The following is a 25,507-nucleotide window of genomic DNA, read 5'->3' on the forward strand; positions in this document are numbered from 1 at the left end:
TCACACTTCCCGGTCGAAGACGAGCAGGCTGCGCTCGGCCACGGTGGCGCGCCCGCCGGCGGGGACGGTGGGCGCGGGGTCCAGCTGCTCCTCCCGCGCGGTGTCGAAGACGACCTGCCACTTCTCGCCGTACTCGGCCGGCGGGAGGGCGAACTGGAGCGGCTCGTGGTGGCCGTTGAAGCACAGCAGGAACGAGTCGTCGACCTGGCGCTGCCCGTACCGGCCGCGCTCCTTGATGCCCTCGCCGTTGACGAACAGGGTCAGCGCGTTGACCTCGCTGTCCCAGTCGGCGATAGCGGTGCCGTCGGGGGCGAACCAGGCCATGTCGGCGACCGGGGTGGTCACGTCCCGGCCGGCGACCGGGGCGCCGGTGAAGAACCGCCGGCGGCGGAAGATCTTGTGGCGGGCCCGGAAGGCGGCCAGGTTGCGGACGAAGGCCAGCAGGTGCTCGTCGACGGTCGACCAGTCGACCCAGCTGAGCTCGTTGTCCTGGCAGTAGCCGTTGTTGTTGCCGCGCTGGGTCCGGCCGAGCTCGTCGCCGTGGCCGAGCATCGGCACGCCCTGCGACAGGAACAGGGTGGCGAGGAAGTTGCGCCGCTGCCGGGAGCGCAGCGCGAGCACGCCGCTGTCGCGGGTCGGCCCCTCGACGCCGCAGTTCCACGAGCGGTTGTCGGTCGAGCCGTCGTTGTTGTCCTCACCGTTGGCCTCGTTGTGCTTCCCGTTGTAGGACACGAGGTCGTTGAGCGTGAACCCGTCGTGGCAGGTGACGAAGTTGATGCTGGCCACCGGCCGGCGCCCGTCGTCCTGGTAGAGGTCGGCCGAGCCGCTGATCCGGGTCGCGAACTCCGCCAGCGTCGCGGGCTCACCGCGCCAGAAGTCCCGCACGGTGTCACGGAACTTGCCGTTCCACTCCGTCCACAATGGTGGGAAGTTGCCGACCTGGTAGCCGCCCGGCCCGACGTCCCACGGCTCGGCGATGAGCTTGACCTGGTTGACGACGGGATCCTGCTGGACCACCTCGAAGAAGGTGGACAACCGGTCGACCTCGTAGAACTCGCGGGCCAGCGTGGCCGCCAGGTCGAAGCGGAAGCCGTCGACGTGCATCTCCTGCACCCAGTAGCGCAGCGAATCCATGATCAGTTGGAGCGAGATCGGGCTGCGTACGTTGAGCGAGTTGCCGGTGCCCGTGTAGTCCATGTAGTAACGCGGGTCCTCGTCGGACAACCGGTAGTAGCCGGGGTTGTCCAGGCCCTTGAAGCCCAGCGTGGGCCCGAGGTGGTTGCCCTCGCCCGTGTGGTTGTAGACGACGTCCAGGATCACCTCGATGCCGGCGGCGTGCAGCGCCCGCACCATGCCCCGGAACTCCTGCACCTGCTGCCCGAGCCGGCCCATCGCCGAGTAGCCGTGGTAGGGCGCGAAGTAGCCGATCGTGTTGTAGCCCCAGTAGTTGCGCAGGCCCCGGTCGGTCAGGTGCTGGTCGTGCACGAACTGCTGCACCGGCATCAACTCGACCGCGGTCACCCCGAGGCGGGTCAGGTGCTCGATCGAGGCGGGGTGGGCCAGCCCGGCGTACGTGCCGCGCAGCTCCTCCGGCACCTCGGGGTGCCGCGCGGTCAGCCCCTTGACGTGCGCCTCGTAGATCACGGTGTCGTGGTAGGGGGTGCGCGGCGCGCGGTCGTTGCCCCAGTCGAACCAGGGGTTCACCACGACGGCCTTCGGCAGGTACGGCGCCGAGTCGGTGGTCGACATCGTGTCGGGGTCGGTGAGGTCGTGCCCGTAGACGGCGGGGTGCCAGTGCACGTCGCCGTCGATCGCCTTGGCGTACGGGTCGAGCAGCAGCTTGTGCGGGTTGCAGCGCAGCCCCTTGGCCGGGTCCCAGGGCCCGTAGACCCGGAAGCCGTAGCGCTGGCCCGGTTGCACACCGGTGAGGAACACGTGCCAGACGTACGCGTCGACCTCGGTCAGGTCGATCCGCCGCTCGTCGCCGTTGGCGTCGAACAGGCACAGCTCGACCGCTTCGGCGACCGCGGAGTAGACCGCGAAGTTCGTGCCGACACCGTCGTACGTCGCGCCGAGCGGATAACGCCGGCCGGGCCATACCAACATTTCCGCAGAGTAGCGGCTTTTGGTCCGAATTGAACCAAAATCGAGCTGGTACGACCCGGCGCGATCGTCAGGGTCAGACTGTCTCGCCCAGGTGGCCGCGGAGCTTGGTCAGCGCGCGGGCCAGCAGGCGGGAGACGTGCATCTGCGAGACGCCGATCTGGTCGGCGATCTGCGACTGGGTGAGGTTGCCGTAGAAGCGGAGCGTGAGGATCTTCTGCTCGCGCTCGTCGAGGGTGGCCAGCGCGGGGCCGAGGGCGACCCGCAGCTCGGCCAGCTCGAAGGAGGTGTCCTCGGAGCCGAGCAGGTCGCCGAGCTCGGTGCCGCGCTCGCTGTCGCCCGTCGGGGTCGACAGCGACACCGCGTTGTAGGCCCGCGCCCCTTCGAGACCCTCGAGGACCTCTTCCTCGGTGAGCTTGAGGTGGGCGGCGATGTCGGCGACCGTCGGGGAGCGGCCGAGGGACTGGAGCAGGGAGCTGTTGGCCTCGGAGATGGCCAGGCGCAGCTCCTGGAGGCGGCGGGGGACCCGGATGTCCCAGGTGCGGTCGCGGAAGTGCCGCTTGAGCTCGCCGATGATGGTCGGGATCGCGTAGCCGGCGAAGTCGACGCCGCGCGTGGGGTCGAACTTGTCGACGGCCTTGATGAGGCCGACGGCGGCGGTCTGGAGCAGGTCGTCGGTGGGTTCGCCGCGGCCGCTGTAGCGGTGGGCGAGGTGGTTGGCCAGGGGGAGCCAGGCCTCGATGGTGCGGTCCCGCAGCGCGGCGCGCGACGGGTGTCCGGCCGGCATGGCGGCCAATGCGGTCAGTAGCTCGGTCGCGCTGTCGGTGAGCGTGGCCGTCTCTACCTTCTCGGCCGTCTGCACGGTCATGGGGGGACCTCCTGCGCTCGATATGTGCATCGTGCTGAAGTTTGCTGTGGAGCACGGATAACCGTTCGGCACTCACCGTAGCCCGAGCGGCCGGCTAAAAGCTAGCCGAAAGGCCGATGTATATAACACGCGAAAGGTGCATACCCGGGTGTATTGCCTGAGAGTTTTCGGTCAGGACTAGGGTGTGTGGCCATGACGGCCGGGCTTGTCCTCGCCGCCGGCGCCGGTCGGCGCTACGGCGGACCGAAGGCGCTCGTCCGCCGCGACGGCGCCCTGCTGGTCGAGCGGGCCGTCGCCACCGCGCGCGCCGGCGGCCTGTCGCCGGTCTACGTCGTGGTCGGCGCGGCCGCCGATCGGGTCCGGTCCGACGCCGACCTCGGCGACGCGGTGCTGGTCGACAACCCCGACTGGGCGACGGGCATGGGCTCCTCGCTGCGGGCCGGCCTGGCCGCCCTCACCGCCACCGACGCGCCCGCCGCCGCGGTGCTCCTCGTCGACATGCCGGGCGTCACGCCCGCCGCCGTCGAGCGGGTGACCGCCGGCGCCGGCCCGCGCACCCTGGCCATGGGCGGCTACGACGACCGCCGCGGCCACCCGGTCGTGCTCGGCCGCGAGCACTGGGCGGGTGTCGCGCGGACCGCCACCGGCGACGCGGGCGCCCGAGCCTACCTGCGGGCCCACGCCGCCGACGTGACGGTCGTGCCCTGCGGCGACGTCGCCGACGACACCGACCTGGACACCCCCGACGACGGTGACACGCCGTCACCGGGTGCGGAACGCCTTGATCGCGGGCCCGCGCTGGAGTAGTCATTCGGTATCCGTCGTGAAGGGGGGCGTCATCGCCGACGTCGACCGGTTCAACCGGCTCTCACCCGCCGAGGCCGAGCGCGACCTGCTCGCCTGCTGCGCGGCGCCCACGTGGGCGGAGGCGGTCGCCGCCGGCCGCCCCTACGCCGACCGGGCCGCACTGCTGGCCGCCGCCGACACCGCACTGCGCAAGCTGACCTGGGCCGACGTGTCACTCGCGATCGCCGCGCACCCGCGGATCGGCGAGCGGCCGGCCGGCGGCGACCGGGAGTCCGCCTGGTCGCGGCGCGAGCAGTCCGGTGTCGCGGCCGACGCCGACACCATCACCGCCCTCAAGCGGGCCAACCTCGACTACGAGCGCCGGTTCGACCACGTGTTCCTCGTCTTCGCGACCGGGAAGTCCCAGGCCGAGATCCTCGACACGCTGCGGCACCGGCTCGACAACGACGTCGAGACCGAGCGCCGCGTCGTCCAGGAGGAGCTCCGCAAGATCGCCCTCCTCCGGCTGGAACGGCTCGTCACCGATCCCACCGCCCCGCTCTCCACCCACGTGCTCGACCTCGAGCGCGGCCGCCCGGCCGCCGGCGTCACGGTGCGGCTCGAGCGGGGCGCCGAGGTGCTGGCCAAGGGGCGCACCGACGACGACGGGCGGCTGCGCGAGTGGGTGCCGGCCGAGGGGTGGGAAGCCGGCGACTACCGGCTCGTCTTCGACGTGGCCGGCTACCTCGACGGCGCGACCTTCTTCCCCGAGGTCACCGTCGGCTTCCGGGTCACCGCGCCCGACCAGCACCACCACGTGCCGCTGCTGCTCAACCGGCACGGCTACACGACCTACCGGGGGAGCTGACCGCATGGCGATCACCCTGGGCGACAACCGGTACGGCAAGGCCGAGGTCCGCCTCGTCCGGGTGGTCCGCGACGGCCCCCGCCACGACCTGCGTGACCTGACGGTCAGCGTCGCGCTGGCCGGCGACCTGGCCGCCGCGCACGACGGCGACAACAGCGGGGTGCTGCCGACCGACACCCAGAAGAACACGGTGTACGCGTTCGCCAAGCGCTACGGCGTCGGCGAGCCCGAGGCGTTCGGCCTGCTGCTGGCCCGGCACTTCGTCGACACCCAGCCGACCATCCACTGGGCCCGCGTCGACCTGGTCGAGCACCCGTGGTCGCGCCTGGGTCCCCATTCGTTCGCCCGCGAGGGCGGCCCCACCCGGCACGCCACCGTGACCGTCACCGCCGACGCCTCGCACGTGGTCAGCGGCCTGTCGGGCCTGGTCCTGCTGAACACCACCGACTCCGAGTTCCACGGCTACGTCCGCGACGGCTACACGACGCTGCCCGAGACCACCGACCGGATCCTGGCCACCGAGGTCGACGCCCGGTGGCGGTGGGGGTCGGTCGGCGCCGGGCCGCCCTGGGCGGCGTCCTTCCAGGGCGCGCGGGACGCCCTGGTCGCCGCGTTCGTCGAGACCTACAGTTACTCGCTGCAGCAGACCCTCTACGCGATGGGCACGCGGGTGCTGGAGAAGCAGCCGGAGCTGGCCGAGGTGCGGCTGGCGCTGCCCAATAAGCACCACTTCCTGGTCGACCTGGCGCCGTTCGGGCTCGGCAACGACAACGAGGTCTACGTGGCCACCGACCGCCCGTACGGCCTGATCGAGGGCACCGTGCTGCGCGACGACGCGCCGCCGGCCCCGGAGGCGTGGTGACCATGGAGTTCCTGCGACCGTCCGACTGGGACGAGGCCCTGGCGGCCAAGGCGGCCCACCCCGACGCCGTGCCGATCGCCGGCGGCACCGACGTGATGGTCGACGTCAACTTCGACCGGTCCCGCCCGGCGGCGCTGCTCGACCTGACCCGGGTGGCCGCGCTGGCCGACTGGGGCGTCGACGGCGACCTGCTGCGGATCGGCGCCGGGGTCACCTACCGGCGGCTGATCGACGAGCTGGCCGGCCGGTTGCCGGGGCTGGCGCTGGCCGCCCGCACGGTCGGCTCGCCGCAGATCCGCAACCGCGGCACGGTCGGCGGCAACCTCGGCTCCGCCTCGCCGGCCGGTGACGCCCACCCGTCGCTGCTGGCCGCCGGCGCGCAGGTCGAGCTCGCCTCGGTGCGGGGCACCCGGCGCGTGCCGGTCACCGAGTTCTTCGTCGGGCCGAAGCGCTCGCTCCGGACGCCCGACGAGCTGATCGCCGCGTTCCTGGTGCCGGCCCGGCCCGGCGCCGAGCAGTTCGCCAAGGTGGGCACCCGCAACGCGATGGTGATCGCGGTCTGCTCGTTCGCGCTGTCACTCGACGCGGCGACGCGTACGGTCGGCACCGGGATCGGTTCGGCCGGGCCGACGCCGTTGCGCGCCACCGAGGCGGCCGACTTCCTCGCTGCGGAGCTGCCCTGGGAGTCACGGGACGCGGTGCCGGACGCGGTCGCGGCCCGGTTCGGCGAGCTGGTCGGCGCGGCGGCGCGGCCGATCGACGACGTGCGGGGCAGCGCCGACTACCGGCGGCACGCGCTGGCCGTGCTGGCCCGGCGGACGCTGGCGTGGGCATGGGCGGATCTGGGAGGTGCGGCGGCATGCGGGTGACGTGCGTGGTCAACGGCGAGACGCGGCAGGCCGACGACGTCTGGCCCGGCGAGAGCCTGCTCTACGTGCTCCGCGAGCGGCTCGGCCTGCCCGGCGCCAAGAACGCCTGCGAGCAGGGCGAGTGCGGCTCGTGCACCGTCTATCTCGACGGGCTGCCGGTGTGCGCGTGCCTGGTCGCGGCCGGCCAGGCCGAGGGCCGCACGGTGACCACGGTCGAGGGCCTGGCCCCCGGCTCCGGCGAGGAGCAGCTCGACCGGGTGCAGCGGGCGTTCCTCGCCACCGGCGCCGTCCAGTGCGGCTTCTGCACGCCGGGCCTGATCGTCGCGGTGCACGACCTGCTGGCCCGCGAGCCCGCGCCGAGCGACCCCGACATCCGCGAGGCGCTGGCGGGCAACCTGTGCCGGTGCACCGGCTACGAGAAGATCATGGAAGCGGTCCGGCTGGCGGCGACGTCATGATCCTCATCGAGAACTGCGCGATCGCGACCGTCGACGCCGACGGCACCGAATACGTCGACGGCCACGTGGTGATCGGCGACGACGGGCGGATCGCCGCGGTCGGCCCGGGGCACGCCGGCCGGTTCCAGTCGGTGCGCCGGGTCGACGGCACCGGCTGCCTGCTCACCCCCGGCCTGGTCAACACCCACCATCACCTCTACCAGTGGGCGACCAAGGGGCTGGCCCAGGACGGCACGCTCTTCGAGTGGCTGACCACGCTCTACCCGATTTGGGCCGGCATCGACGCCGAGATCGTCGGCGCGACCACCGCCGCCGGGCTCGGCTGGCTGGCCCTGTCGGGCTGCACGACCAGCACCGACCACCACTACGTCTACCCGGCCGGGGCCGGTGACCTGATGGCGGCCCAGGTCGAAGCCGCGCGCGAGGTGGGCCTGCGGTTCCACCCCACCCGCGGCTCGATGGACCTGGGTAAGTCGGGTGGCGGGCTGCCGCCCGACGAGGTGGTCGAGAAGACCGACGACGCGCTGGCGGCCACCGAGGAGGCGATCAACCGCTACCACGACCCGGCGCCCGACTCGCTGCTGCGGGTCGCGGTGGCACCGTGCTCCCCGTTCTCGGTCACCGGCCGGCTGATGGAGGAGGCGGCCGCGCTGGCCCGGCGGCACGGCGTGCGGCTGCACACCCACCTCGCCGAGACCGCCGACGAGACCGACTTCTGCCGCGACCAGTTCGACTGCACCCCGGTCGAGTACGCCGAGCGCGTCGGCTGGCTCGGCGACGACGTCTGGCTGGCCCACGCCGTGCACCTCGACGACGCCGCGATCGCGCGGCTGGCCGCCACCGGCACCGCCGTCGCCCACTGCCCGAGCTCCAACGCCCGGCTCGGGGCCGGCATGGCCCGGGTCCGCGAGCTGCTCGACGCCGGCGTGCCCGTCGGTCTCGGCGTCGACGGCGCGGCCTCGCAGGAGACCAACCAGCTCAGCGCCGAGCTCCGCCAGGCCCTCTACACGGCCCGGCTGCGCGGTGGGCCGACCGGGCTGACCGCCCGCGAGGCGCTGCGGCTGGGCACGATGGGCGGCGCCCGCTGCCTCGGCCGCGACGCCGACCTCGGCTCGATCGAGAAGGGCAAGCTGGCCGACCTCGCGCTCTGGCGGCTCGACGACCTCGGGCACGTCGGCATCGACGACCCGGTCACCGCGCTGGTCTTCGGCCCGCCGGCCACCTTGGAGCTGCTGACGGTCGGCGGCCGGACGATCGTGGAGTACGGCGAGCTGCGTACCGCCGACGACCGTGACCTGACCCGGCGCACCCGCCGGGCGCACCGCGCCCTGATGCGGAGGGCGCGATGACGACCGCGGTCCATTCGCCCAGCACCGTCGACGGCGGCGTCGGCACCTCGGCCCGGCGACCCGACGGCGTGCTCAAGGTGGCCGGCGAGTTCGCCTACTCGTCCGACCTGTGGGCCGACGAGATGCTCTGGGGCGCGACCGTCCGCTCGCCGCACCCCAGTGCCGAGATCCGCGGCATCGACGTGAGCGCGGCCCTGGCCGTGCCGGGCGTCTACGCGGTGCTGACGGCCGACGACGTGCCGGGCGCCAAGCACTACGGGCTCGAGATCGTCGACCAGCCGGTGCTGGCCATCGACGAGGTGCGCTACGAGGGCGAGCCGGTGGCGATCGTGGCCGCCGACCATCCCGAGACGGCCCGCCGCGCCGCCGCCCGGATCACGGTGGAATATGCCGTCCGCGCCCCGGTCACCGACGCCGAGGAGGCGCTGTCCCGCGGCGACCTGGTGCGGCACGTGCCCGTCCACCGGTTCGCCTCGGCCGGCGACACCGCGCTCGCCGCCGACGTGGTGGTCACCGGCACCTATGAGGTCGGCATGCAGGACCAGGCGTTCCTCGGCCCGGAGTCCGGCCTCGCGGTGCCGGCCGAGGACGGCGGGATCGACCTGTTCGTCGCGACCCAGTGGCTGCACGTCGACCAGAAGCAGGTGGCCGCCTGCCTCGGTCTGCCGCCGTCCAAGGTCCGGCTCAGCCTGGCCGGCGTCGGCGGCGCCTTCGGCGCGCGCGAGGACCTCTCGATGCAGGTGCACGCCAGCCTGCTCGCCCTGCAGACCGGCAAGCCGGTCAAGATGGTGTACGGCCGGGAGGAGTCCTTCTTCGGCCACGTGCACCGGCATCCGGCCCGGCTGACCTACGAGCACGGCGCCGACCGCACCGGCAAGCTGGTCTACGTCAAGGCCCGGATCGTGCTCGACGGCGGCGCCTACACCTCGTCGACACCGGCCGTGGTGGCCAACGCGGCGACCCTGGGCGTCGGCCCCTACGACGTGCCGACGGTGGTGATGGACGCGTACGGCGTCTACACCAACAACCCGCCGTGCGGCGCGATGCGCGGTTTCGGGGCGGTGCAGGCCTGCTTCGCCTACGAGTCGCAGATGGACAAGCTGGCCGCCGCGCTCGGCCTGGACCCGGTCGAGGTCCGCCGCCGCAACGCGATGACCACCGGTTCGGTGATGCCGACCGGGCAGCTCGTCCAGGGTCCGGCCCCGGTCGCCGAGCTGCTCGCGCGGGTGCGCGACCGCCCGCTGCCGCCGCCGGCCCTGCGCGACCCGCGCGAGCGGCCCGGCGGCGTGGCCAACACGACCCGCGGCGAGGGCGTGGTCCGGGGGGTCGGCTACGCGATCGGCATCAAGAACGTCTGCTTCTCCGAGGGCTTCGACGACTTCGCCACCGCCCGGGTCCGGCTGTCGGTGATCGGCGGCGAGCCGGCCGTGCTCGTGCACACCGCCGCCGCCGAGGTCGGGCAGGGCCTGGTCACCGTGCAGGCCCAGATCGCCCGCACCGAGCTCGGCGTCGGCCGGGTCACCGTGGCCACCGCCGACACCTCCGTGGGCAGCGCCGGCTCGTCGTCGGCGTCCCGGCAGACCTACATGACCGGCGGCGCGGTGCGCGCGGCCTGCCAGGCGGTCCGGGCGACCGTGCTGGCCCGGCTGGGCCGCGCCGACGAGCTGTCCCTTGTGGACGGCAAAGTGGTCGCGTCCGACGGCTCGGTGGTGGGGTCGCTGGTCGACCTGCTCGGCAACGACGTCGTCGAGGAGACGGTGGAGTGGCGGCACAAGCCGACCCAGCCGCTCGACCCGGCGACCGGCCAGGGCGACGCCCACGTCCAGTACGCGTTCGCCGCGCACCGGGCCGTCGTCGACGTCGACACCGAGCTGGGCCTGGTCCGGGTCGTCGAGATCGCCACCGCCCAGGACGTCGGCAAGGCGGTCAACCCGCAGGCCGTGGTCGGGCAGATCCAGGGCGGCACCGCGCAGGGGCTCGGGCTCGCCGTGATGGAGGAGGTCCAGGTGGTGGACGGAGTGATCCGCAACCCGTCGTTCACGGACTACCTGATACCGACGATCCTCGACATGCCCCCGATGGCGGTCGACGTGCTGGAGCTCGGCGACCCGGACGCGCCGTACGGGCTGCGCGGCGTCGGCGAGCCGCCGACCATCTCGTCGACCCCGGCCGTGGTCGCCGCCATCCGCGCCGCGACCGGGCTGCCGCTCACCAGAGTCCCTGTCCGCCCGGACCACATCGCGCTGTCATGACAGGGCGGCTGCCGGACTCGGTCTACCGGGACCTCGACCAGCGGCTCGCGCCCGTCGACGCGGTGCTGCGGGCGCGGCCCCGGCCCGCGGTGGCCGGGCGGCAGCCGGTGCACACGGTCTACGTACCCGCCGACAAGTTCGCCCCGTCCGTCGTCGCCACCTGGGGCGCCGAGGCGCTCGCCGCCCTGGACGCCGCCCCGCCGCTGCCGTTCCCCGAGGAGCTGCGCGAGCGGGTCCTGGCCAAGCTCGAGCGCGAGCCGATCGAGGACCTGCGGATCGACTTCGAGGACGGCTACGGCGCGCGCGGCGACGACGTCGAGGACGCCGCCGCGGCCGCCGCCGGCGCGGCGCTGCTGGCGCTCAGCCCCGCGCCGCCGTTCGTCGGCCTGCGGATCAAGTCGCTGGAGGCGGCCACCCGGCGGCGCGGCGTGCGGACGCTGGACCTGTTCCTCGCCGCGGTCGACGGCGGGCTGCCGCCGGGCTTCGTGGTCACGCTGCCCAAGGTGAGCGCGCCGGCCCAGGTCGCCGCGATGGCCCGGCTGTGCGCGCAGCTCGAGCTGGCCTACGGGCTGCCGCCGCGGGCGTTGCTCTTCGAGGCCCAGGTGGAGACCCCGCTGGCGGTGCTCGGGCCGGACGGCAGCGCGACGGTGGCCCGGCTGGCCGCGGCCGGCGAGGGGCGGCTGGTCGGCCTGCACTACGGCACCTACGACTACAGCGCCGCGCTCGGGGTCGCCGCCGCCGAGCAGAGCCTCGCCCACCCGGCCGCCGACCATGCCAAGGCGGTGATGCAGGTGGCGGTGGCCGGCACCGGCGTGCGGCTCTCCGACGGGTCGTGCAACGTGCTGCCGATCGGTCCGGGCATCCACGCCGCCTGGCAGCTGCACCACCGGCTCGTGCTGCGGTCCCTGGCCCGCGGCTTCTACCAGGGCTGGGACCTGCACCCGGCGCAACTGCCGACCCGGTTCGCCGCCACGTACGCGTTCTTCCGCTCCGCCTCGGCCGCCGCCGTCGAGCGGCTCGGCCGCTATCTGGAGCGGCAGGCCGGTGGCGTGCTCGACGAGCCCGCGACGGCCCGTGCCCTGGCCGGCTTCCTGCTGCGTGGCCTCGACTGCGGCGCCCTCGACCCGCCGGAGGTGCCGTTCACCCGCTCGACCCTGGAGGCGCTGTGGGCCGTGTGATCCGCTCGACGCGGGTGGTGCTGCCGGACGGCACGGTCGGCCCGGCCGGCGTCGAGGTGCGCGACGGGCGCATCGCCGCGGTCGTCCCCGGGCGCCCGCGGGCCGACGTCGACCTGGGCGACCTCGTGCTGATGCCCGGCCTGGTCGACACCCACGTGCACGTCAACGAGCCCGGCCGCACCGAGTGGGAGGGCTTCGCCACCGCGACCCGGGCCGCGCTGGCCGGCGGCGTTACCACGATCGTCGACATGCCGCTGAACTCGTTGCCGCCGACCGTCACCGCCGCCGCGCTCGCCGAGAAGCGGGCGGCGGCCACCGGGCAGTGCCACGTCGACGTCGGCTTCTGGGGCGGCGCCGTCCCCGGCAACGCGGGCGAGCTGGCCGCCCTGCACGCGGCCGGGGTGTTCGGCTTCAAGGCGTTCCTGGCCGACTCGGGGGTGCCGGAGTTCCCGCCGGTCACCCCGCTGGAGCTGCGCCAGGCGATGGCGGCGGTGGACGCGCTGTTTTTGGTGCACGCCGAGGACCCGGCCGGCCTGCTCGACGCCCGCCCGTCACGGGTCTACGCCGACTTCGAGCGGTCCCGGCCCGGTGCGGCGGAGCGTGCCGCGGTGGCTGCCGCGCTGGACGCGGCCGAGGCGACCGGGTCACGCGTACACGTGCTGCACGTCTCCGACGCGGACGCCGCCGCCGAGGTCGCGGCCGGCCGGGCCCGGGGCGTGCGGGTGACCGCGGAGACCTGTCCCCACTATCTGACCCTCGACGCGGCGCTGGTGCCCGACGGGGCGACCGAGTTCAAGTGCTGCCCGCCGATCCGCGGCGCGGCCAACCGCGACCGGCTCTGGGCCGCGCTGGCCGAGGGCGCGCTCGACATCGTGGTCTCGGACCACTCGCCGTCGACGCCGGCCCTCAAGCGACCCGACACGGGCGACTTCGCCGCGGCGTGGGGCGGGATCGCCTCGCTCCAGCTCGGGCTGCCGCTGGTCTGGACGGCCGCCGCCGCCCGCGGGCACGACATCGCCGACGTGGTGCGCTGGATGGCCACCGGCCCGGCCGACCTGGTGGGCCTGCGGCACAAGGGCCGGATCGCCGTCGGGGCGGACGCGGACCTGGTCGCCTTCGACCCCGAGGCCACGTCCACGGTCGCGCCGGACGGGCTGCACCATCGGCACCCGGTCACGCCGTACGCCGGGCAGCGGTTGACCGGTGTGGTCCGCCGGGTGTGGCTCGGGGGCGTCAAGGTCACGCCGGGCGACCCGCCGCGCGGCAAGCTGCTGAGCCGCTCCGCGGACCTGCTGGGCGCGGCTTCGTGACCCCGGCCTGGTTGTCGTTGCCGGACCTGGCGTCGCGGCGCCTCGGCGGCGGCGTGGTCGGCGCCAACGACGAGCTGTTCGCGGCCGCCGACAACCTGGTCACGCCGGAGCCGCCGGGGTTCACGCCGCGCACGTTCGGCCCCAAAGGCCAGGTGTACGACGGTTGGGAGACCCGCCGCCGCCGCTCACCGGGCGAGGACTGGGCCATCGTCCGGCTGGGCGCGTCCGGCGTGGTCCACGGCCTGGTGGTCGACACGTCGTTCTTCACGGGCAACTTCCCGCCCGCGGCGTCGGTGCACGGCTGCCGCCTGGACGGCCACCCGGCACTGGAGGAGCTGGAGTCGGCGGACTGGTTCCCGCTGTTGCCCCGCTCGCCCCTGGCCGGCGACACGGCGAACGCGTTCGACGTGGGCTCCGACGCGCTGGTCACCCACGTCCGCCTGGTGATCCACCCCGACGGGGGAGTGGCCCGGCTGCGGGTGCACGGCGAGGTGGTGCCCGACCCGGTCCGCTTCCCGGACGGCTGGCTCGACCTGGCCGCGGTCGACAACGGCGGCCGGGTGACCGCCTGCAGCGACCTGTTCTACGGCGCGCCGGGCCAACTGATCGAGCCCGGCCTGGCCCACACGATGGGCGAGGGCTGGGAAACCCGCCGGCGCCGCGACACGGGCAACGACTGGGTCGTGGTGCGCCTGGCGGCCCCGGGTCGGATCCGCCTGGCCGAGTTGGACACGAGCCACTTCAAGGGAAACGCCCCTGGTGCCGCGGCCTTGCACGGCGTCGACGACCGTACGGCCGACCCGGCCGACGGGACCGCCTGGCGCGAGCTCCTCCCACGCACCCCGCTGCGCCCGGACACCCGCCACCGCTTCCCCGTGGTCGGCGACCCGGTCACCCACGTCCGCCTGGACATCTACCCGGACGGCGGCATGGCCCGCCTCCGCCTCCACGGCCACCTCGACGACGGCGTCCTCGACACCCTGCGCGCCGCGTGGCGCTCGGCGGGCGTTCATGGCGGAAACTGAAGCAATGCTCAAGACGCTCCGGCCGCGTAGCTATGCCGACGTCATCCACGTCGGCCACCTGTTCTGCCACGACGTCACGGTCGTGATGGACCTGACCGAGCTCGCCGATCCTGACCCGACGCCGCTCGTCGACTTCGCCGCGGGGTTGATCGTCGCCCGCGACGGCGAGATGGAGAAGGTGGCGCCCAACGTGTTCCTGCTCAAGCCCCGCCGACCGCGGTAAGGATTCGCCCGCTACCGTTCCGGCGTGTCGATCAACCCTTCGCGCGTACTCGGCGCGCTTCTGGCACTGTGCACGGTCAGCGCCTGCGCCGCGACGGCGAGCCACGCGCACTCGCTCGTCTCGACGACGCGCGGGCCCGACCAGCCCAGCAGCACCGCGGCGCCGGCCCCCAGCCCGACGCCGAAGCCCAAACCCAAGAGCCTCGAGTGGTACGTGGCCCAGGTCCCGGAGTTCGCCCCCGCCCCGCCGGCGCGGCTGACGACGCCGCTGCCGACCGACGCGCCGCCGTTCTGGCTCCGGGTGCCGACCGACCAGAAGGTCGCCTTCATCACGATCGACGACGGCGGTCTCGCCCGCCCGGCCGACGTGCCGGCCTTCATCCGCGAGGCGCACATCCCGGTCACGCTGTTCCTCAACTCCCCGGCCGCGGAGGAGCACACCGACTACTTCACGGCGATCGAGGCGGCCGGCGGGGTCGTGGAGAACCACACGATCCACCACGAGTCGCTGCGCGGCCGCTCCTACGAGTTCCAGCGCCGGGAGATCTGCGGTTCCGCCGACAAGCTGGAGCACCTGTTCGGCGAGCGGCCGACCCTGTTCCGCCCGCCGTTCGGCGACCACGACGCCACCACGATCAGGGCGGCCAGGGACTGCGGCGCGAAGGCGCTGTTCTACTGGACCGAGACCGTCAACGAGGGTTACGTCCGCTACCAGACTCCTGACAAGGTGGTGCGGCCCGGCGACGTGCTGCTGATGCACTTCCGCCCCGCGCTGATGGCCGACCTGCTCGGCGCGCTCAAGGCGATCCACAAAGCCGGCCTCACCCCGGCTCTGCTGGAGGACTATGTGCGGTAAGCTGCTGGGAGCGCTTCCACTGACGGTCCTCTATCGCCTGAGCCAAGGAGAACCGCCATGCACCGCAGATCCGTCGCCGGCGCGGCACTGGCCGGCGCGGCCGCCGTCGCCGTCGCCCTGACCGCGCTGGTCGCACCCGGCCGCGCCGAAGCGGCCGACTCGGCGTTCTATGTCGACCCCGACACCAACGCCGCCCAATGGGTCGCCGCCAACCCCTCCGACAGCAAGGCGCCCGTGATCCGGGACCGGATCGCCACGGTGCCGCAGGCCCGCTGGTTCACCACCACCAACACGGCCGCCGTGCGCGGCCAGGTCGCCGCGTTCGTCGGCGCGGCCGCGGCCGCCGGCAAGATCCCGATCATGGTCGTCTACAACATCCCCAACCGGGACTGCGGCGGGGCGAGCTCCGGCGGCGCGCCGTCGCACGCGGCCTACCGCGCCTGGGTCGACGAGGTGGCCGCCGGGCTGGCCGGCCGACCCGCGGCCATCGTCCTGGAGCCTGACGTGCTCCCGCTGATGACCAACTGCCAGAGCGCGGCCCAGCAGGCCGAGACCAGAGCCTCGATGGCGTACGCGGGCAAGCGCCTCAAGGCCGGTTCGGCGCAGGCCAAGGTCTACTACGACGTCGGGCACTCGGCGTGGCTGTCGCCGAGCGAGGCGGCCTCCCGGGCGGTCGCGGCCGACATCGTCAACAGCGCCGACGGCATCTCGGTCAACGTCTCCAACTACCGGGCCAACAGCGAGGCGGTGCCGTACGCCAAGGCGGTCCTGTCGGCGATCGGCGCCTCCCAGCTCAAGGCCGTGATCGACACGAGCCGCAACGGCAACGGCCCGCTCGGCTCCGAGTGGTGCGACCCGGCCGGCCGGGCGATCGGCGTGCCCAGCACGACCGAGACCGGCGATCCGGCCATCGCGGCGTACCTCTGGGTCAAGCTGCCTGGCGAAGCCGACGGCTGCATCGCCGCCGCCGGCCAGTTCGTCCCGCAGCGGGCGTACGACCTGGCCATCGCGGCCGGCCCTTACAACCCGCCGACCTCCAACCCGCCGACCTCCAACCCGCCCACGTCGAACCCGCCGACGCCGACCGCCGAGCCCACGTCGCCGCCCGCCGGCACGTGCACCGTTCGCCTGCGGACCAACTCGTGGCCGGGTGGCTTCACCGCCGAGGTGACCGTGACCAACAACGGCGCCGCGCTGTCCGGCTGGACCCTGACCGCGACGCTGCGCGGCGACACCCGGCTGACCCAGGGCTGGAGCGCCACGTGGACGCAGTCGGGCACCCAGCTCACCGCCCGACCGGCGGCGTGGAACGGCAACCTGCCCACCGGCGGCTCGATCTCGCTCGGCTTCCAGGGCACCTACACCGGGACCTTCCAACCGCCGACGGACTGGCGGCTGGGTCCCACACCGTGCGCCGTGATTTGACGGAACGACTAGCTGACGACCGTTTTCCGGTCGAAGATCGAGGGAAGTGGTACGCGACCAAGGAGGAATCATGACCACACCCTCGACGCCGGCCGGCAACATCCCGCCCGGCCCGGGCGGCGTACCCGCAGCACCTGCCGGCTCCGGCGCACCGGTCCCGGGCGGCGGCCTCGGCGGTGGCGTCTTCGGTGGCGGTCCGGTCATCGACCAGGGCGTCAACCGCCCCACGGTGACCGTCGCGACCTACACCGACTACGCCGCCGCCCAGGCGGCCGTCGACTACCTTTCCGACAACCAGTTCCCGGTCGAGCACTCCGCCATCGTGGGCAGCAACCTGCGCCTGGTGGAAAATGTGCTCGGCCGGCTCACCACCGGCCGGGCGGCTCTGGCCGGCGCGGCCAGCGGCGCCTGGTTCGGCCTGTTCATCGGCCTCCTGTTCGGCATCTTCTCCGACGCCAACTGGTTCGCCGTGGTGTTCTCCGCCCTGGCGATCGGCGCCTTCTGGGGCGCCCTGTTCGGCGCCATCGCCCACGGCATGACCCGCGGCCAGCGCGACTTCACGTCGCGCAGCTCACTGCAGGCCACCGAATACGCGGTGATGGTCGACGCCGAGCACGCCGAGTCGGCCCGACAGCTGCTGACCCGGATGAACTGGCGGTCCAGCGGCGCGAGCTGAGGCTGTCTCTTCGGGGCGCCGCCTTTTCAGCGGCGGCGCCCCACCGCCCACCAGGGTTGGCGCAGGCGCGGTCTCGGCAGGGCCGGCGGCGGCGTCCCGCCGAACGCGGCCTCGGTGACGTCGCCGACGAGCTCCACCAGATCGGGCCCGTAGGCGGCCGGCTCCCGCACCCGCAGCGCCAGACAGAACGGGGACTGATCCCCGTATCGTCGCTGCAGCTCCCGGTGGTTCTCGGCCAGGTACCGCGCCGCCGCGAGGTTGCTCAGCGCCGTCTGCCCGACGAGCAGGAAGATCGGGTGCGCGGTGGGCACCACCCGGGCGAGCAACACGTGCGCCACGTGGTGCGGGTCGCGCTCGAACCGGTGCTCACCGACCAGCAGCGGCACGGGGTCGCCAGCCTCGGCGTAGGTCGTCACCCGCACCCCCGGCAGCAACGCTGCCAAATGAGCTTCGGTGCGCGGATTGCTCTCCCGCCCGCCGACACAGAACTCGGTGACTTTGCCCAGTTCTTTGGGCGCCTCCGCGGCCGGCACCAGATCGGCCCGCCCACCACACTCCTTCACGATCGCCCCGAGCTCGACGATCGCGGCGACGTCGTTGCGGTGCACACTCGACATCCGCGCCGAAGACCAGTGCCGCCCCACGATCAACAGACTCGGCGCGCCGTCCCGCAGCCCGAAGAACCCGCGCATCCGCGCCAACCGCCGATACGCCACGGCCCGCTGAACGACCCAAGCCGCCACCGCCGCGAGCACACTCGCCACCAAATTGATCGCCAGGTCCTGCACGCGTCGCACATTAGACGGTCGCGCCGTCACCGGCGGACCTCGATGCTCTCGCGAAGCGCGTCACGGATCACGTGACGCTCGCCCGAGGAGTGGCCCGCCCTGTTGATCAGGCCGAGTCGCAGGTCCGCTGGGCCGCTCGGCCGGCGAGGGTGACGAGGAGGTTGGCGTAGCCGAGGGCGTCGTCGATGGCGTGGTGGGTGTGTGCGACCTGGCCGAACCAGTCGGGCGGGAGGTCGAGGATCGCGAGGTCGACTGGCGGCCGGCCGGTGACGGCGGCGGCGTAGCTGGTGATGCACACCCCGGCGCCGTGGAAGAGGGGGTCGGTCTCGGCGTGTCCTGGGTGGAGGCCGTAGCGGGTGAACCGCCGCAGGTAGTAGTCGATCCATGGCCCGTCCAGGGACAGCGGCGCGGCCGCGAAGACGCGGCGGCCGGGCAGTGCCTGCAGCCAGGTGGTCCAGCGGTTGAGCACGGCGGTGACCGGTTCCGGGTTCTCGGTGGCCGCGGCCCAGGCCTGCGGGACCGTTTCGAAGAACGCGAGCGTGTGCTCGTTGGGCGCCGTGCCGGGCAGTGGTTCGAGGACGGCCTCGAAGCGGCCGTGTTCGGTGCCGTCGAGCGACACCGCGACCGAGGCGAAGGACCGCATCGAGTTGGCTCCGGGCCACGGCCCGTCGAGCTCGACATCGGTGACGACATAGACCCACGACGAATCCGACATGACCGCGATCATGCCCTGCCGACGCCAAGGAGGAGCCGACGCGTTTGAGCATGTGCGCACATGCCGAAGCATGTCGGCCCAACGAGACACCCATCGGTCGTCCCGGACTGACGGAGTTCGCGCCGAGGACCAGTGCCGCCCCGCAATCAACAAGCTCGGCGCTCCGTCACACAGCCCGAAGAACCCGCGCAAACGCGCCAACCGTCCATTGGCCAAGGCACGCTGAACGACCGGGGTCAGAGGCGGTGGAGGGCGACCGTGGTGAGGGCTCCGGCGGTGATCTCCGCCGTCATGAAGGTGTGGTGGGGCTGGCGGCGGCGGTCGGTGGGTGAGCCCGGGTTCAGCAGGCGCAGACCGTTCGGCGCCGTCGTGTCCCAGGGGATGTGGGAGTGGCCGAAGACCAGCACGTCCGTGTCCGGGAAGCGGGCCGCACAGCGGGCCTCGCGGCCCGTCGCCTGGCCCGTTTCGTGGATCACCGCGAACCGCACCCCGTTAAGGTCAGCCCGGGCCACCTCCGGCAGTCGGGCGCGCAGCGCCGGGCCGTCGTTGTTTCCGTAGACCGCGACCAGCCGGCGCGATCGGGCCTCGAGCTGGTCGAGCAGGTCGACCTCGACCCAGTCGCCGGCGTGCACCACGACGTCGGCCTCGTCCACCATCATCCATAGTGGAGCGGGGAGGTCCTTGGCCCGCTTGGGCAGGTGGGTGTCCGACATGATGACGACCAGCACACCTCACACGCTAGCGAACGACGCCGTGCGGGCGGGCAACACATGTGTCATGGTCGATAGGTGAACGACTACGTCCGCCCGGAGGCGCCCGTACACTGGGTCGCCGACGGCATGCCCCGGGTCGAGTTGGCCAACCAGTTCCTCGCGCAGCTCGATCATGCCGGGGGTACGCCCGACCTGGTGGTGCTGACCGTCGGGCAGGCGCTCGACAGCGGCACCCCGCCGACCGTGCTGTCGGCCCATCCGATCGGGCGCTACGGGCTCACCCCCGCGCGGCTCGACGAGCTGATCATGGTGTTGCTCAACGCCCGCCAGGAGCTGCTCGGGCTCGCCGAGCCGGCCCTGCCCACGGGCACCGACGAGACGGTGGGCAGACAGCGCGCGGCGACGGGCTGAAACCCGGTCGCGGCCGAGCGCGCCGGCGGCTAGCGTGCCCGCCGTGACCAGCAGCCGCCTCGCCCGCCTCGTGCTCGTCGACGCCCACGGCACCCCGCTCGGCGTGCTGCCTCCTTATCCCGTGCCCGTGCCCTGGTGGCAGGAGTCCGCCGATGTCGTCGACGGCGCGCGGGTCCACTTCGGGCTCGACGTCACGATCCTGCGCATCCTCTCCGCCGACCGGCCGAAGATGCCCGGCGGCACGGTCACCTACCTGGCCGAGTGCGCCACCGCCACCGCCCCCGCGGGCGCCGGGCCGCTGGCCGACGCCGGCATCGACCCCCGCACGGTGACGGACCCACAACCCCACCGCCGGGCGTACGCGGAACCGGGCGGTCCCGAACGCAGCCTCGCCTGGGCCCGGGCCCAACTCGGCCGCCCCGACGCCACCGCCCACCAGCACCGCACCTGGAACCTGTCGGCGATCTGGCGCCTCGACGCCGGCGCCGAGCGGGCGTGGCTCAAGCAGGTGCCGCCGTTCTTTCGCCACGAGGCGGCCGTGCTGCGTTGGCTGGAGCACGCCGCGCCGGGCCGGGCACCCCGGCTGCTCGCCGCCGGTGACGAGGGCCGCCTGCTGCTGGCGCACGTGCCCGGCGAGGACTGGTACGAGGCCGACGTCGCGGGCCGCCACCGGGTCGGGGTGATCGCCCACGGCATCCAGCGCGCCGCCCGGGGCGACCTGGACGCGCTCGTCGCCGCCGGCGTCCCCGACCGGCGCGGCCGCCGCCTGGCAGAGTGGATCCGCGCGACCCTGGCCCCGCACACCCCGAGCGTCGACGAGGTCCTGCCCGATCTCGACGAGCGCATCGCCGCGGCCGCCGGCCTGCCGGACACGCTCGTGCACGGCGACCTGCACCCGGGCAACACCCGCGTCACGCCCGGGGGCGACGCCGTGGTGATCGACTGGGGCGACTCGTTCGCCGGCAACCCGGTCTTCGACATCCTGCGGCTGAGCGAGACCGTCGACGGCGAGGGCCTGCGGGCGGCCTGGGCGGCGCGCTGGCGTGAGGCCGTGCCCGGTTGCGACCCCGAGGGGGCGATCGAGGCGCTGCGCCCGGTCGCCGCGCTGCGGTCGGCCGCGGTCTACGCCGAGTTCCTGGCCAACATCGAGCCGGCCGAGCACCCGTACCACGCCGCCGACGTGCCCCGGTGTCTCCAAGAAGCGCGTGAAGCGGCGGGGCGGCCTACCGTAGGTGCATGACCGACGCGCCCGCCCTCCGCGCCCGTCTGGTCGACGTGCTGCGCGCGGACGGCGGGCTCACCCGGGCCGACCTGATCCACGCCTTCGCGACCGTGCCGCGGGAGGTGTTCCTCGCCGACGGCTTCCACGACCGGGAGCAGGGCTTCCTGCGGCCGGATGACGACGGCTTCCTCGACGCCGCCTACCGCAACGACGCGCTCGTGACCAAGCTCGACGACGGCCGACCGGTCAGCTCGTCGAGCCAGCCGTCGCTGATGGCGTTGATGATCGAGGAGCTGGGCGTCGCGGCCGGCATGCGGGTGCTGGAGATCGGGGCGGGCACCGGCTACAACGCCGCGCTGATGGCGGCCGTCGGGGCCGACGTGACCAGCGTCGACGTGCAGCCCGACGTGGCCGCGCGGGCGGCCGCCGCGCTGACGGCGGCCGGCGTCGGCAACGCGCGGGTGCGGGTCGGCGACGGTTACCTCGGTGCTCCCGAGGGCGCGCCGTACGACCGGGTGATCGTCACCGTCGGCATCACCGGCGTGTCGCCGCACTGGCTGGCCCAGCTCCGTCCCGGCGGCCTGATGGTCGCGCCGATCGCGCACGCCGGCAACAACCCGGTCCTGCGCGTGTGGACCGAGCCGGGCGACGGCCGGGCCCGGCCCGACTGGCCTGCCCGCGACGACGTGTGGGCCGACGGTGTCTGTGGTGCCGGGTTCATGGCGGCGGCGGGCCCGCTCGGGGCGAGCTACCCGTGGGCCCATCCGGCGCCCGTGCGGGCCGACGGCCCGATCGTCCCCACGGTGCGGGTGCCGCCGCGGTGGCGGCAGCCGGTCGACGGCCTGCGCTACCACGACCTGTGGTTCGCCGTCGGCGCCTGGGACCGGCGGGCGACCAGCGCGCCGTTCGACGGCGGCACCGGCTGCGTGCTGCTCGACGAGACCCGGGGCGGTGGCGCGGCGATCCAGGCAGACGGGGCCATCCTGGCTGCCGGCGCGCACGCCGAGTCGTACGCGGGGGACGCCGGCATCCTGCTCGACCGCTGGGTCGACCTCGGCACCCCCGGCATCGAGCGGTGGCGGGCCGCGATGGTGCTCTCCGGCGAGCCCGAGGCGCCGATCTACGTGCCGCGCGAGTGGGCCCTGGTCGTCTAGAAGGCGCCCCGGAGGCGGTGGCGGAGCGGGCGGCCGTCCGGGTCGTAGACCAGGCGGTAGACCGGCACCGCCCAGAGCCGGGTGAGCCGGGGCAGCCGCTCGGGCGCGTGCGGCCGCAGCCGGCCGGGTGGGCGCGGGCCGCTCCGCCCGCCCCGGTGCCATTCCTCCAGCGCGGAGGCCGACTCGACCATGGCCGCGACGGCCTCGGCCGGATCGACCAGCGCGTCGGTGTCGGTGCGGTCGAGGTGCTCGCCCATCAACCGCAGCCGGAGGTCCCGGGCGTAGACCCGGGCGCCGTCACCGAGGCCGCCGGGGTCGCGCGGCGCACGCTCGTCGCGGGTCTCGTCGAGCACCGCGCAGGACAGCTCGCTGTCGTGTGTCCACGAACGACGGTTGAAGTTGTCGGAACCCACGCTGGCCCAGACGTCGTCGACGACACAGACCTTCGCGTGTACGTACACCGGTGTCCCCTGATGGTTCTCCACGTCGAAGACGTGCACCCGGTCGTGTGCCGCCTCCCGGCACAGCCGCAGGGCGAGCTCACGGCCCACCTGGTTGGGCGGCAGCGCCAGCCGGCCGTCGATGTCGGGGTGCCGGGGCACGACCGCGACCAGGTGCAGGTCGGGGTTGGCCTTCAGCGCGGCGGCGAACAGGGCGGCCACCTCGGTCGACCAGAGGTACTGGTCCTCCAGGTAGATCAACCGCCGGGCCCGCTTGATCGCCTTGCGGTAGCCGCGGGCCACGGTGCGCTCGCCGTCGGGGGCGAAGGGGTACGGGGGCCGGATCGCGGGATAGGTGCGCAGCACCTGCACGGCGTGCGGGCCGGCGGGGGCGGCCGCGGCCGGGCGGGGCGGCAGCGGGTCCGCGGAGAGGTCGGCGTGGTTGAGCTTGTCGCGCACGTAAGCGGCCGGGTTCTCGACGTCCAGCGGCATCGGGTCCTCCCAGCGCTCCCGGAACACCCGGTCGAGCAGGTCGACGACGGGGCCGTGCAGCTTGAGCTGGACGTCGTGCCAGGGCGGGCGCTGCCCGTACGCCTTGGCCATGGTCACCGGCTGCGGGTCGCCGAGGTGGTTCTCGTCGTCGCGGCGGCTGTGGCACAGGTCGATGCCCCCGGCGTACGCGACGTCGTCCTCGGGGTGCTCCGGGCGGCGGACCACGACGAGCTTCTGGTGGTGCGAGCCGCCCCGGCGGACGCGCTGGTCGAGCAGCACCTCACCGCCGGCGCCCTCGACCGCCTCGCCCAGGTGGCGGTTCTCCTCCTCGCTGTACTGGAGCTTGTCGAGGTGGGACCGCCACACCAGCCCCTTGACCACCACGCCGCGCTCGGCGGCCCGGGAGAACAGCTCGGCCACCGTCGGGCCCTCGGGCAGGAGGCGCTCGTCGGGGTCGCCCCGCCAGTCGGTGAACAGCAGGTGGTCGCCCTTGCCCAGGCTGTCGACCGAACGCACCAGGTCGGCGAAGTACGTCGCGCCGTGGATCAGCGGCTCGCAGAGGTTGCCCTCGCTCCAGGCGGGCAGGTCTGACGAGGGATTGCCCCGTTCTGTCCGGCTGAGAAACCAGTCCTCGATCGGCATTGGAGTGGTATTGCCCAGGCCGCCCCTTGGTCACACCCCGGCGCCCACAGCCTGGGGCGGCCCGACACGTTGACACAGAACCGCCGAGCCTGGCGCGAAACCGCGATTTCTCTCCGTAACGGCGCGCCTACCGTCATTGTCGAAGGACGGCAGGTAAGGGAGGCCCCGATGAGCAGTGAGATCATTCCGGAGTCGGAAAGCCGTACGCGGGAGGCCAACAGCGAGCAGGGCCTCCTTCTCGCGGTCCTGATAATGGTGCTGCTCGGCGTCGTCGCGATCTTCCTGGTGACCGCCTGATCCTGCCCTACGGGCGGTCGCCCTCGCCCGCCGAGTGCGGCACCCGGCCCGCCGGAATGACGCCGAGCCGGCCGGCCTGGTAGTCCTCGAACGCCTTGACCAGCTCGGCCCGGGTGTTCATGACGAACGGGCCGTAGTGCGCGACCGGCTCGCGGATCGGCTCGCCGCCCATGATGTAGAGGTCGAGGGCCGGCGTGTGCGCGTCCTGCTGGAGGTCGGCGGTGATCCGCAGCGCGTCGCCCTTGCCGTGCACGGCGAGCTGGCCGGTGTGCATCGGGCGCTTGTCGACGCCGACGGTGCCACGCCCGCCGAGCACGTAGACCAGCGCGTTGAAGTCCGGCCGCCAGGGCAGGTCGACCTCGGCGCCGGGCTGCACGGTCAGGTGCGCGATGGTGATCGGCGTGTGGGTGGTGCCGGGGCCGGCGTGGCCCGCGATCTCACCCGCGATCACGCGAACCAGCGCGCCACCGTCGGGCGTCGTCAGCAGCGCAGACTCCTTGCCACGGATGTCCTGGTAGCGCGGCGCGCTCATCTTCTTGACCCGCGGCAGGTTGACCCAGAGCTGCAGCCCGTGGAACAGGCCGCCGCTCATCACCAGGTGCTCCGGCGGCGCCTCGATGTGCAGCAGGCCCGACCCGGCGGTCATCCACTGGGTGTCGCCGTTGGTGATCGTGCCGCCGCCGCCGTTGGAGTCCTGGTGGTCGAAGATCCCGTCGATGATGTACGTCACGGTCTCGAAGCCCCGGTGCGGGTGCCACGGCGTGCCCTTGGGCTCGCCCGGCGCGTAGTCGACCTCGCCCATCTGGTCGAGGTGGATGAACGGGTCGAGGTCGGTCAGCGGCACGCCCGCGAACGCGCGGCGCACCGGGAAGCCCTCGCCCTCGTAGCCGCTCGGCGCGGTGGTCAGCGACCGGACCGGCCGGAACGCGGTGGTGGCGGGGTCGAGACGGGGCAGGCGGGGCAGGACGAGGACATCCTCGACGGTGACGGCGGGCATCGGACTCTCCTAGCGTGACTCTGCTCGGGCGGCGGTCAACCGCTCTCCGAGACGGGTGAAGACCTTGGTGAGCGCGGCGAGGTCGGCCTCGTCGAGATCGTCGACGAACAACCGGCGTACGGCGTGCAGGTGATGTGGCGCCGCTTCGCGCAACGCGCTCAGCCCGGCGTCGGTGAGCACCGCTTCGCTGCCCCGCCCGTCGTCCGGGCAGGGCTGCCGGCTGACGAGGCCACGCTTCTCCATCGTGCCGACGTGGTAGGTCAGCCGGCTCGGCGAGAAGATCAGCCTGCTGGCGAGCTCACCCATCCGCAGCCGCCGCCGCGGCGCCTCTGATAGCAGCACCAGCACGTGGTAGTCGGCGAAGTTGAGCTCGCTCGTGTCCCGCAGGTCGTCGTCGAGCGCGGTGAGCAGTCGCTGGCTGGACTCGATCACCGCCCGCCAGGCGGCCATCTCTGCCGGGTTCAGCTCGCTCACCATGCCGTACACGGTAGCGGGTATTTCAAATTTCAACAACCTGCTTCTTGGTTAG

General features: G+C 73.4%; 26 protein-coding genes. 18 read left to right on the forward strand and 8 right to left on the reverse strand.

Going from position 1 to position 25,507, the window contains the following annotated elements:
* Together glgX and O7635_RS20695 are read right to left on the reverse strand one after the other, a co-directional pair.
* The gene (glgX, locus tag O7635_RS20690) at nt 1-2,106 is read right to left on the reverse strand and encodes a glycogen debranching protein GlgX (RefSeq protein WP_278082097.1); all 2,106 of its coding nucleotides are present in this window, start codon (nt 2,104-2,106) and stop codon (nt 1-3) included.
* Between the two features lie 73 nt (nt 2,107-2,179).
* Nucleotides 2,180-2,971, reverse strand: coding sequence for a SigB/SigF/SigG family RNA polymerase sigma factor (locus O7635_RS20695; RefSeq protein ID WP_278082098.1), 792 nt, complete (start codon nt 2,969-2,971; stop codon nt 2,180-2,182).
* A gap of 192 nt (nt 2,972-3,163) precedes the next feature.
* On the opposite strand from O7635_RS20695, the gene O7635_RS20700 reads away from it, so the two are divergent.
* The 14 genes from O7635_RS20700 (at nt 3,164) to O7635_RS20765 (ending at nt 17,107) form a co-directional block, all read left to right on the forward strand.
* Nucleotides 3,164-3,778 carry a nucleotidyltransferase family protein gene (locus tag O7635_RS20700; RefSeq protein WP_278082099.1) on the forward strand — a complete coding sequence of 205 codons (615 nt, stop codon included), beginning with the start codon at nt 3,164-3,166 and terminating at the stop codon, nt 3,776-3,778.
* 16 nt (nt 3,779-3,794) lie between these two features.
* The gene (uraD, locus tag O7635_RS20705; RefSeq protein ID WP_278082100.1) at nt 3,795-4,625 is read left to right on the forward strand and encodes a 2-oxo-4-hydroxy-4-carboxy-5-ureidoimidazoline decarboxylase; all 831 of its coding nucleotides are present in this window, start codon (nt 3,795-3,797) and stop codon (nt 4,623-4,625) included.
* A gap of 4 nt (nt 4,626-4,629) precedes the next feature.
* Complete coding sequence (pucL, locus tag O7635_RS20710; RefSeq protein ID WP_278082101.1) at nt 4,630-5,487, forward strand: factor-independent urate hydroxylase; 858 nt, start codon at nt 4,630-4,632, stop codon at nt 5,485-5,487.
* 2 nt (nt 5,488-5,489) lie between these two features.
* On the forward strand, nt 5,490-6,356 hold the full coding sequence (locus O7635_RS20715; protein ID WP_278085540.1) for an FAD binding domain-containing protein: 867 nt from the start codon (nt 5,490-5,492) through the stop codon (nt 6,354-6,356).
* Entirely contained in the window at nt 6,347-6,814 is a 468-nt protein-coding gene (locus O7635_RS20720) for a (2Fe-2S)-binding protein (protein WP_278082102.1), read from the forward strand. Before O7635_RS20715 ends, O7635_RS20720 begins: the two co-directional genes overlap by 10 nt.
* Nucleotides 6,811-8,163: an 8-oxoguanine deaminase gene (locus O7635_RS20725; protein ID WP_278082103.1), complete on the forward strand. Its 1,353-nt coding sequence runs from the start codon at nt 6,811-6,813 to the stop codon at nt 8,161-8,163. Before O7635_RS20720 ends, O7635_RS20725 begins: the two co-directional genes overlap by 4 nt.
* On the forward strand, nt 8,160-10,415 hold the full coding sequence (gene pucD / locus O7635_RS20730) for a xanthine dehydrogenase subunit D (protein ID WP_278082104.1): 2,256 nt from the start codon (nt 8,160-8,162) through the stop codon (nt 10,413-10,415). The genes O7635_RS20725 and pucD overlap by 4 nt, the downstream gene beginning before the upstream one ends.
* A complete protein-coding gene (locus O7635_RS20735) occupies nt 10,412-11,593 on the forward strand; it encodes an aldolase/citrate lyase family protein (protein ID WP_278082105.1) in 1,182 nt (393 codons plus the stop codon). Before pucD ends, O7635_RS20735 begins: the two co-directional genes overlap by 4 nt.
* Nucleotides 11,581-12,903: an allantoinase AllB gene (allB, locus tag O7635_RS20740; protein ID WP_278082106.1), complete on the forward strand. Its 1,323-nt coding sequence runs from the start codon at nt 11,581-11,583 to the stop codon at nt 12,901-12,903. The genes O7635_RS20735 and allB overlap by 13 nt, the downstream gene beginning before the upstream one ends.
* A complete protein-coding gene (gene alc, locus O7635_RS20745) occupies nt 12,900-13,928 on the forward strand; it encodes an allantoicase (RefSeq protein WP_278082107.1) in 1,029 nt (342 codons plus the stop codon). The genes allB and alc overlap by 4 nt, the downstream gene beginning before the upstream one ends.
* 4 nt (nt 13,929-13,932) lie before the next feature.
* Nucleotides 13,933-14,151 carry a cell division protein SepF gene (locus O7635_RS20750; RefSeq protein ID WP_278082108.1) on the forward strand — a complete coding sequence of 73 codons (219 nt, stop codon included), beginning with the start codon at nt 13,933-13,935 and terminating at the stop codon, nt 14,149-14,151.
* Nucleotides 14,152-14,175: 24 nt separating this feature from the next.
* Nucleotides 14,176-15,006, forward strand: a complete 831-nt coding sequence (locus O7635_RS20755) for a polysaccharide deacetylase family protein (protein WP_278082109.1) — start codon at nt 14,176-14,178, stop codon at nt 15,004-15,006.
* A 57-nt stretch (nt 15,007-15,063) separates the two neighbouring features.
* Nucleotides 15,064-16,431: a glycoside hydrolase family 6 protein gene (locus O7635_RS20760; protein ID WP_278082110.1), complete on the forward strand. Its 1,368-nt coding sequence runs from the start codon at nt 15,064-15,066 to the stop codon at nt 16,429-16,431.
* Between the two features lie 70 nt (nt 16,432-16,501).
* Nucleotides 16,502-17,107, forward strand: a complete 606-nt coding sequence (locus O7635_RS20765) for a general stress protein (protein ID WP_278082111.1) — start codon at nt 16,502-16,504, stop codon at nt 17,105-17,107.
* Between the two features lie 26 nt (nt 17,108-17,133).
* Here the strand turns inward: O7635_RS20765 and O7635_RS20770 are convergent, their stop codons facing one another.
* The 3 genes from O7635_RS20770 to O7635_RS20780 all read right to left on the reverse strand — a co-directional run bounded on the left by O7635_RS20770 (nt 17,134) and on the right by O7635_RS20780 (nt 19,338).
* Nucleotides 17,134-17,925, reverse strand: coding sequence for a hypothetical protein (locus O7635_RS20770; protein WP_278082112.1), 792 nt, complete (start codon nt 17,923-17,925; stop codon nt 17,134-17,136).
* 76 nt (nt 17,926-18,001) lie between these two features.
* The gene (locus tag O7635_RS20775; RefSeq protein WP_278082113.1) at nt 18,002-18,610 is read right to left on the reverse strand and encodes an exonuclease; all 609 of its coding nucleotides are present in this window, start codon (nt 18,608-18,610) and stop codon (nt 18,002-18,004) included.
* A gap of 236 nt (nt 18,611-18,846) precedes the next feature.
* Nucleotides 18,847-19,338 carry a metallophosphoesterase gene (locus tag O7635_RS20780; protein WP_278082114.1) on the reverse strand — a complete coding sequence of 164 codons (492 nt, stop codon included), beginning with the start codon at nt 19,336-19,338 and terminating at the stop codon, nt 18,847-18,849.
* 60 nt (nt 19,339-19,398) lie between these two features.
* On the opposite strand from O7635_RS20780, the gene O7635_RS20785 reads away from it, so the two are divergent.
* Genes O7635_RS20785 through O7635_RS20795 form a run of 3 tightly spaced genes read left to right on the forward strand, consistent with a single transcriptional unit; the run spans nt 19,399 to nt 22,110 of the window.
* A complete protein-coding gene (locus O7635_RS20785) occupies nt 19,399-19,734 on the forward strand; it encodes a hypothetical protein (protein WP_278082115.1) in 336 nt (111 codons plus the stop codon).
* A 43-nt stretch (nt 19,735-19,777) separates the two neighbouring features.
* Nucleotides 19,778-20,974 (forward strand): aminoglycoside phosphotransferase family protein, encoded by a 1,197-nt coding sequence (locus tag O7635_RS20790; RefSeq protein ID WP_278082116.1) that lies wholly within the window; start codon nt 19,778-19,780, stop codon nt 20,972-20,974.
* Nucleotides 20,971-22,110 (forward strand): methyltransferase domain-containing protein, encoded by a 1,140-nt coding sequence (locus O7635_RS20795; protein WP_278082117.1) that lies wholly within the window; start codon nt 20,971-20,973, stop codon nt 22,108-22,110. The genes O7635_RS20790 and O7635_RS20795 overlap by 4 nt, the downstream gene beginning before the upstream one ends.
* On the opposite strand, the gene O7635_RS20800 is transcribed toward O7635_RS20795, so the two are convergent.
* Nucleotides 22,107-23,684 carry a phospholipase D-like domain-containing protein gene (locus O7635_RS20800; protein ID WP_278082118.1) on the reverse strand — a complete coding sequence of 526 codons (1,578 nt, stop codon included), beginning with the start codon at nt 23,682-23,684 and terminating at the stop codon, nt 22,107-22,109. The genes O7635_RS20795 and O7635_RS20800 overlap by 4 nt on opposite strands.
* 168 nt (nt 23,685-23,852) lie before the next feature.
* Here O7635_RS20800 and O7635_RS20805 point away from each other — a divergent pair, with 168 nt between their 5' ends.
* The gene (locus tag O7635_RS20805; RefSeq protein WP_278082119.1) at nt 23,853-23,981 is read left to right on the forward strand and encodes a hypothetical protein; all 129 of its coding nucleotides are present in this window, start codon (nt 23,853-23,855) and stop codon (nt 23,979-23,981) included.
* 7 nt (nt 23,982-23,988) lie between these two features.
* Here O7635_RS20805 and O7635_RS20810 read toward each other — a convergent pair whose 3' ends face one another.
* Nucleotides 23,989-24,978 (reverse strand): pirin family protein, encoded by a 990-nt coding sequence (locus tag O7635_RS20810; protein WP_278082120.1) that lies wholly within the window; start codon nt 24,976-24,978, stop codon nt 23,989-23,991.
* A 9-nt stretch (nt 24,979-24,987) separates the two neighbouring features.
* Entirely contained in the window at nt 24,988-25,455 is a 468-nt protein-coding gene (locus O7635_RS20815) for a MarR family transcriptional regulator (RefSeq protein WP_278082121.1), read from the reverse strand.
* Nucleotides 25,456-25,507 lie beyond the last annotated feature (52 nt).

Source organism: Asanoa sp. WMMD1127, from assembly GCF_029626225.1.
In the GTDB taxonomy this organism is placed as follows: Bacteria; Actinomycetota; Actinomycetes; order Mycobacteriales; family Micromonosporaceae; genus Asanoa.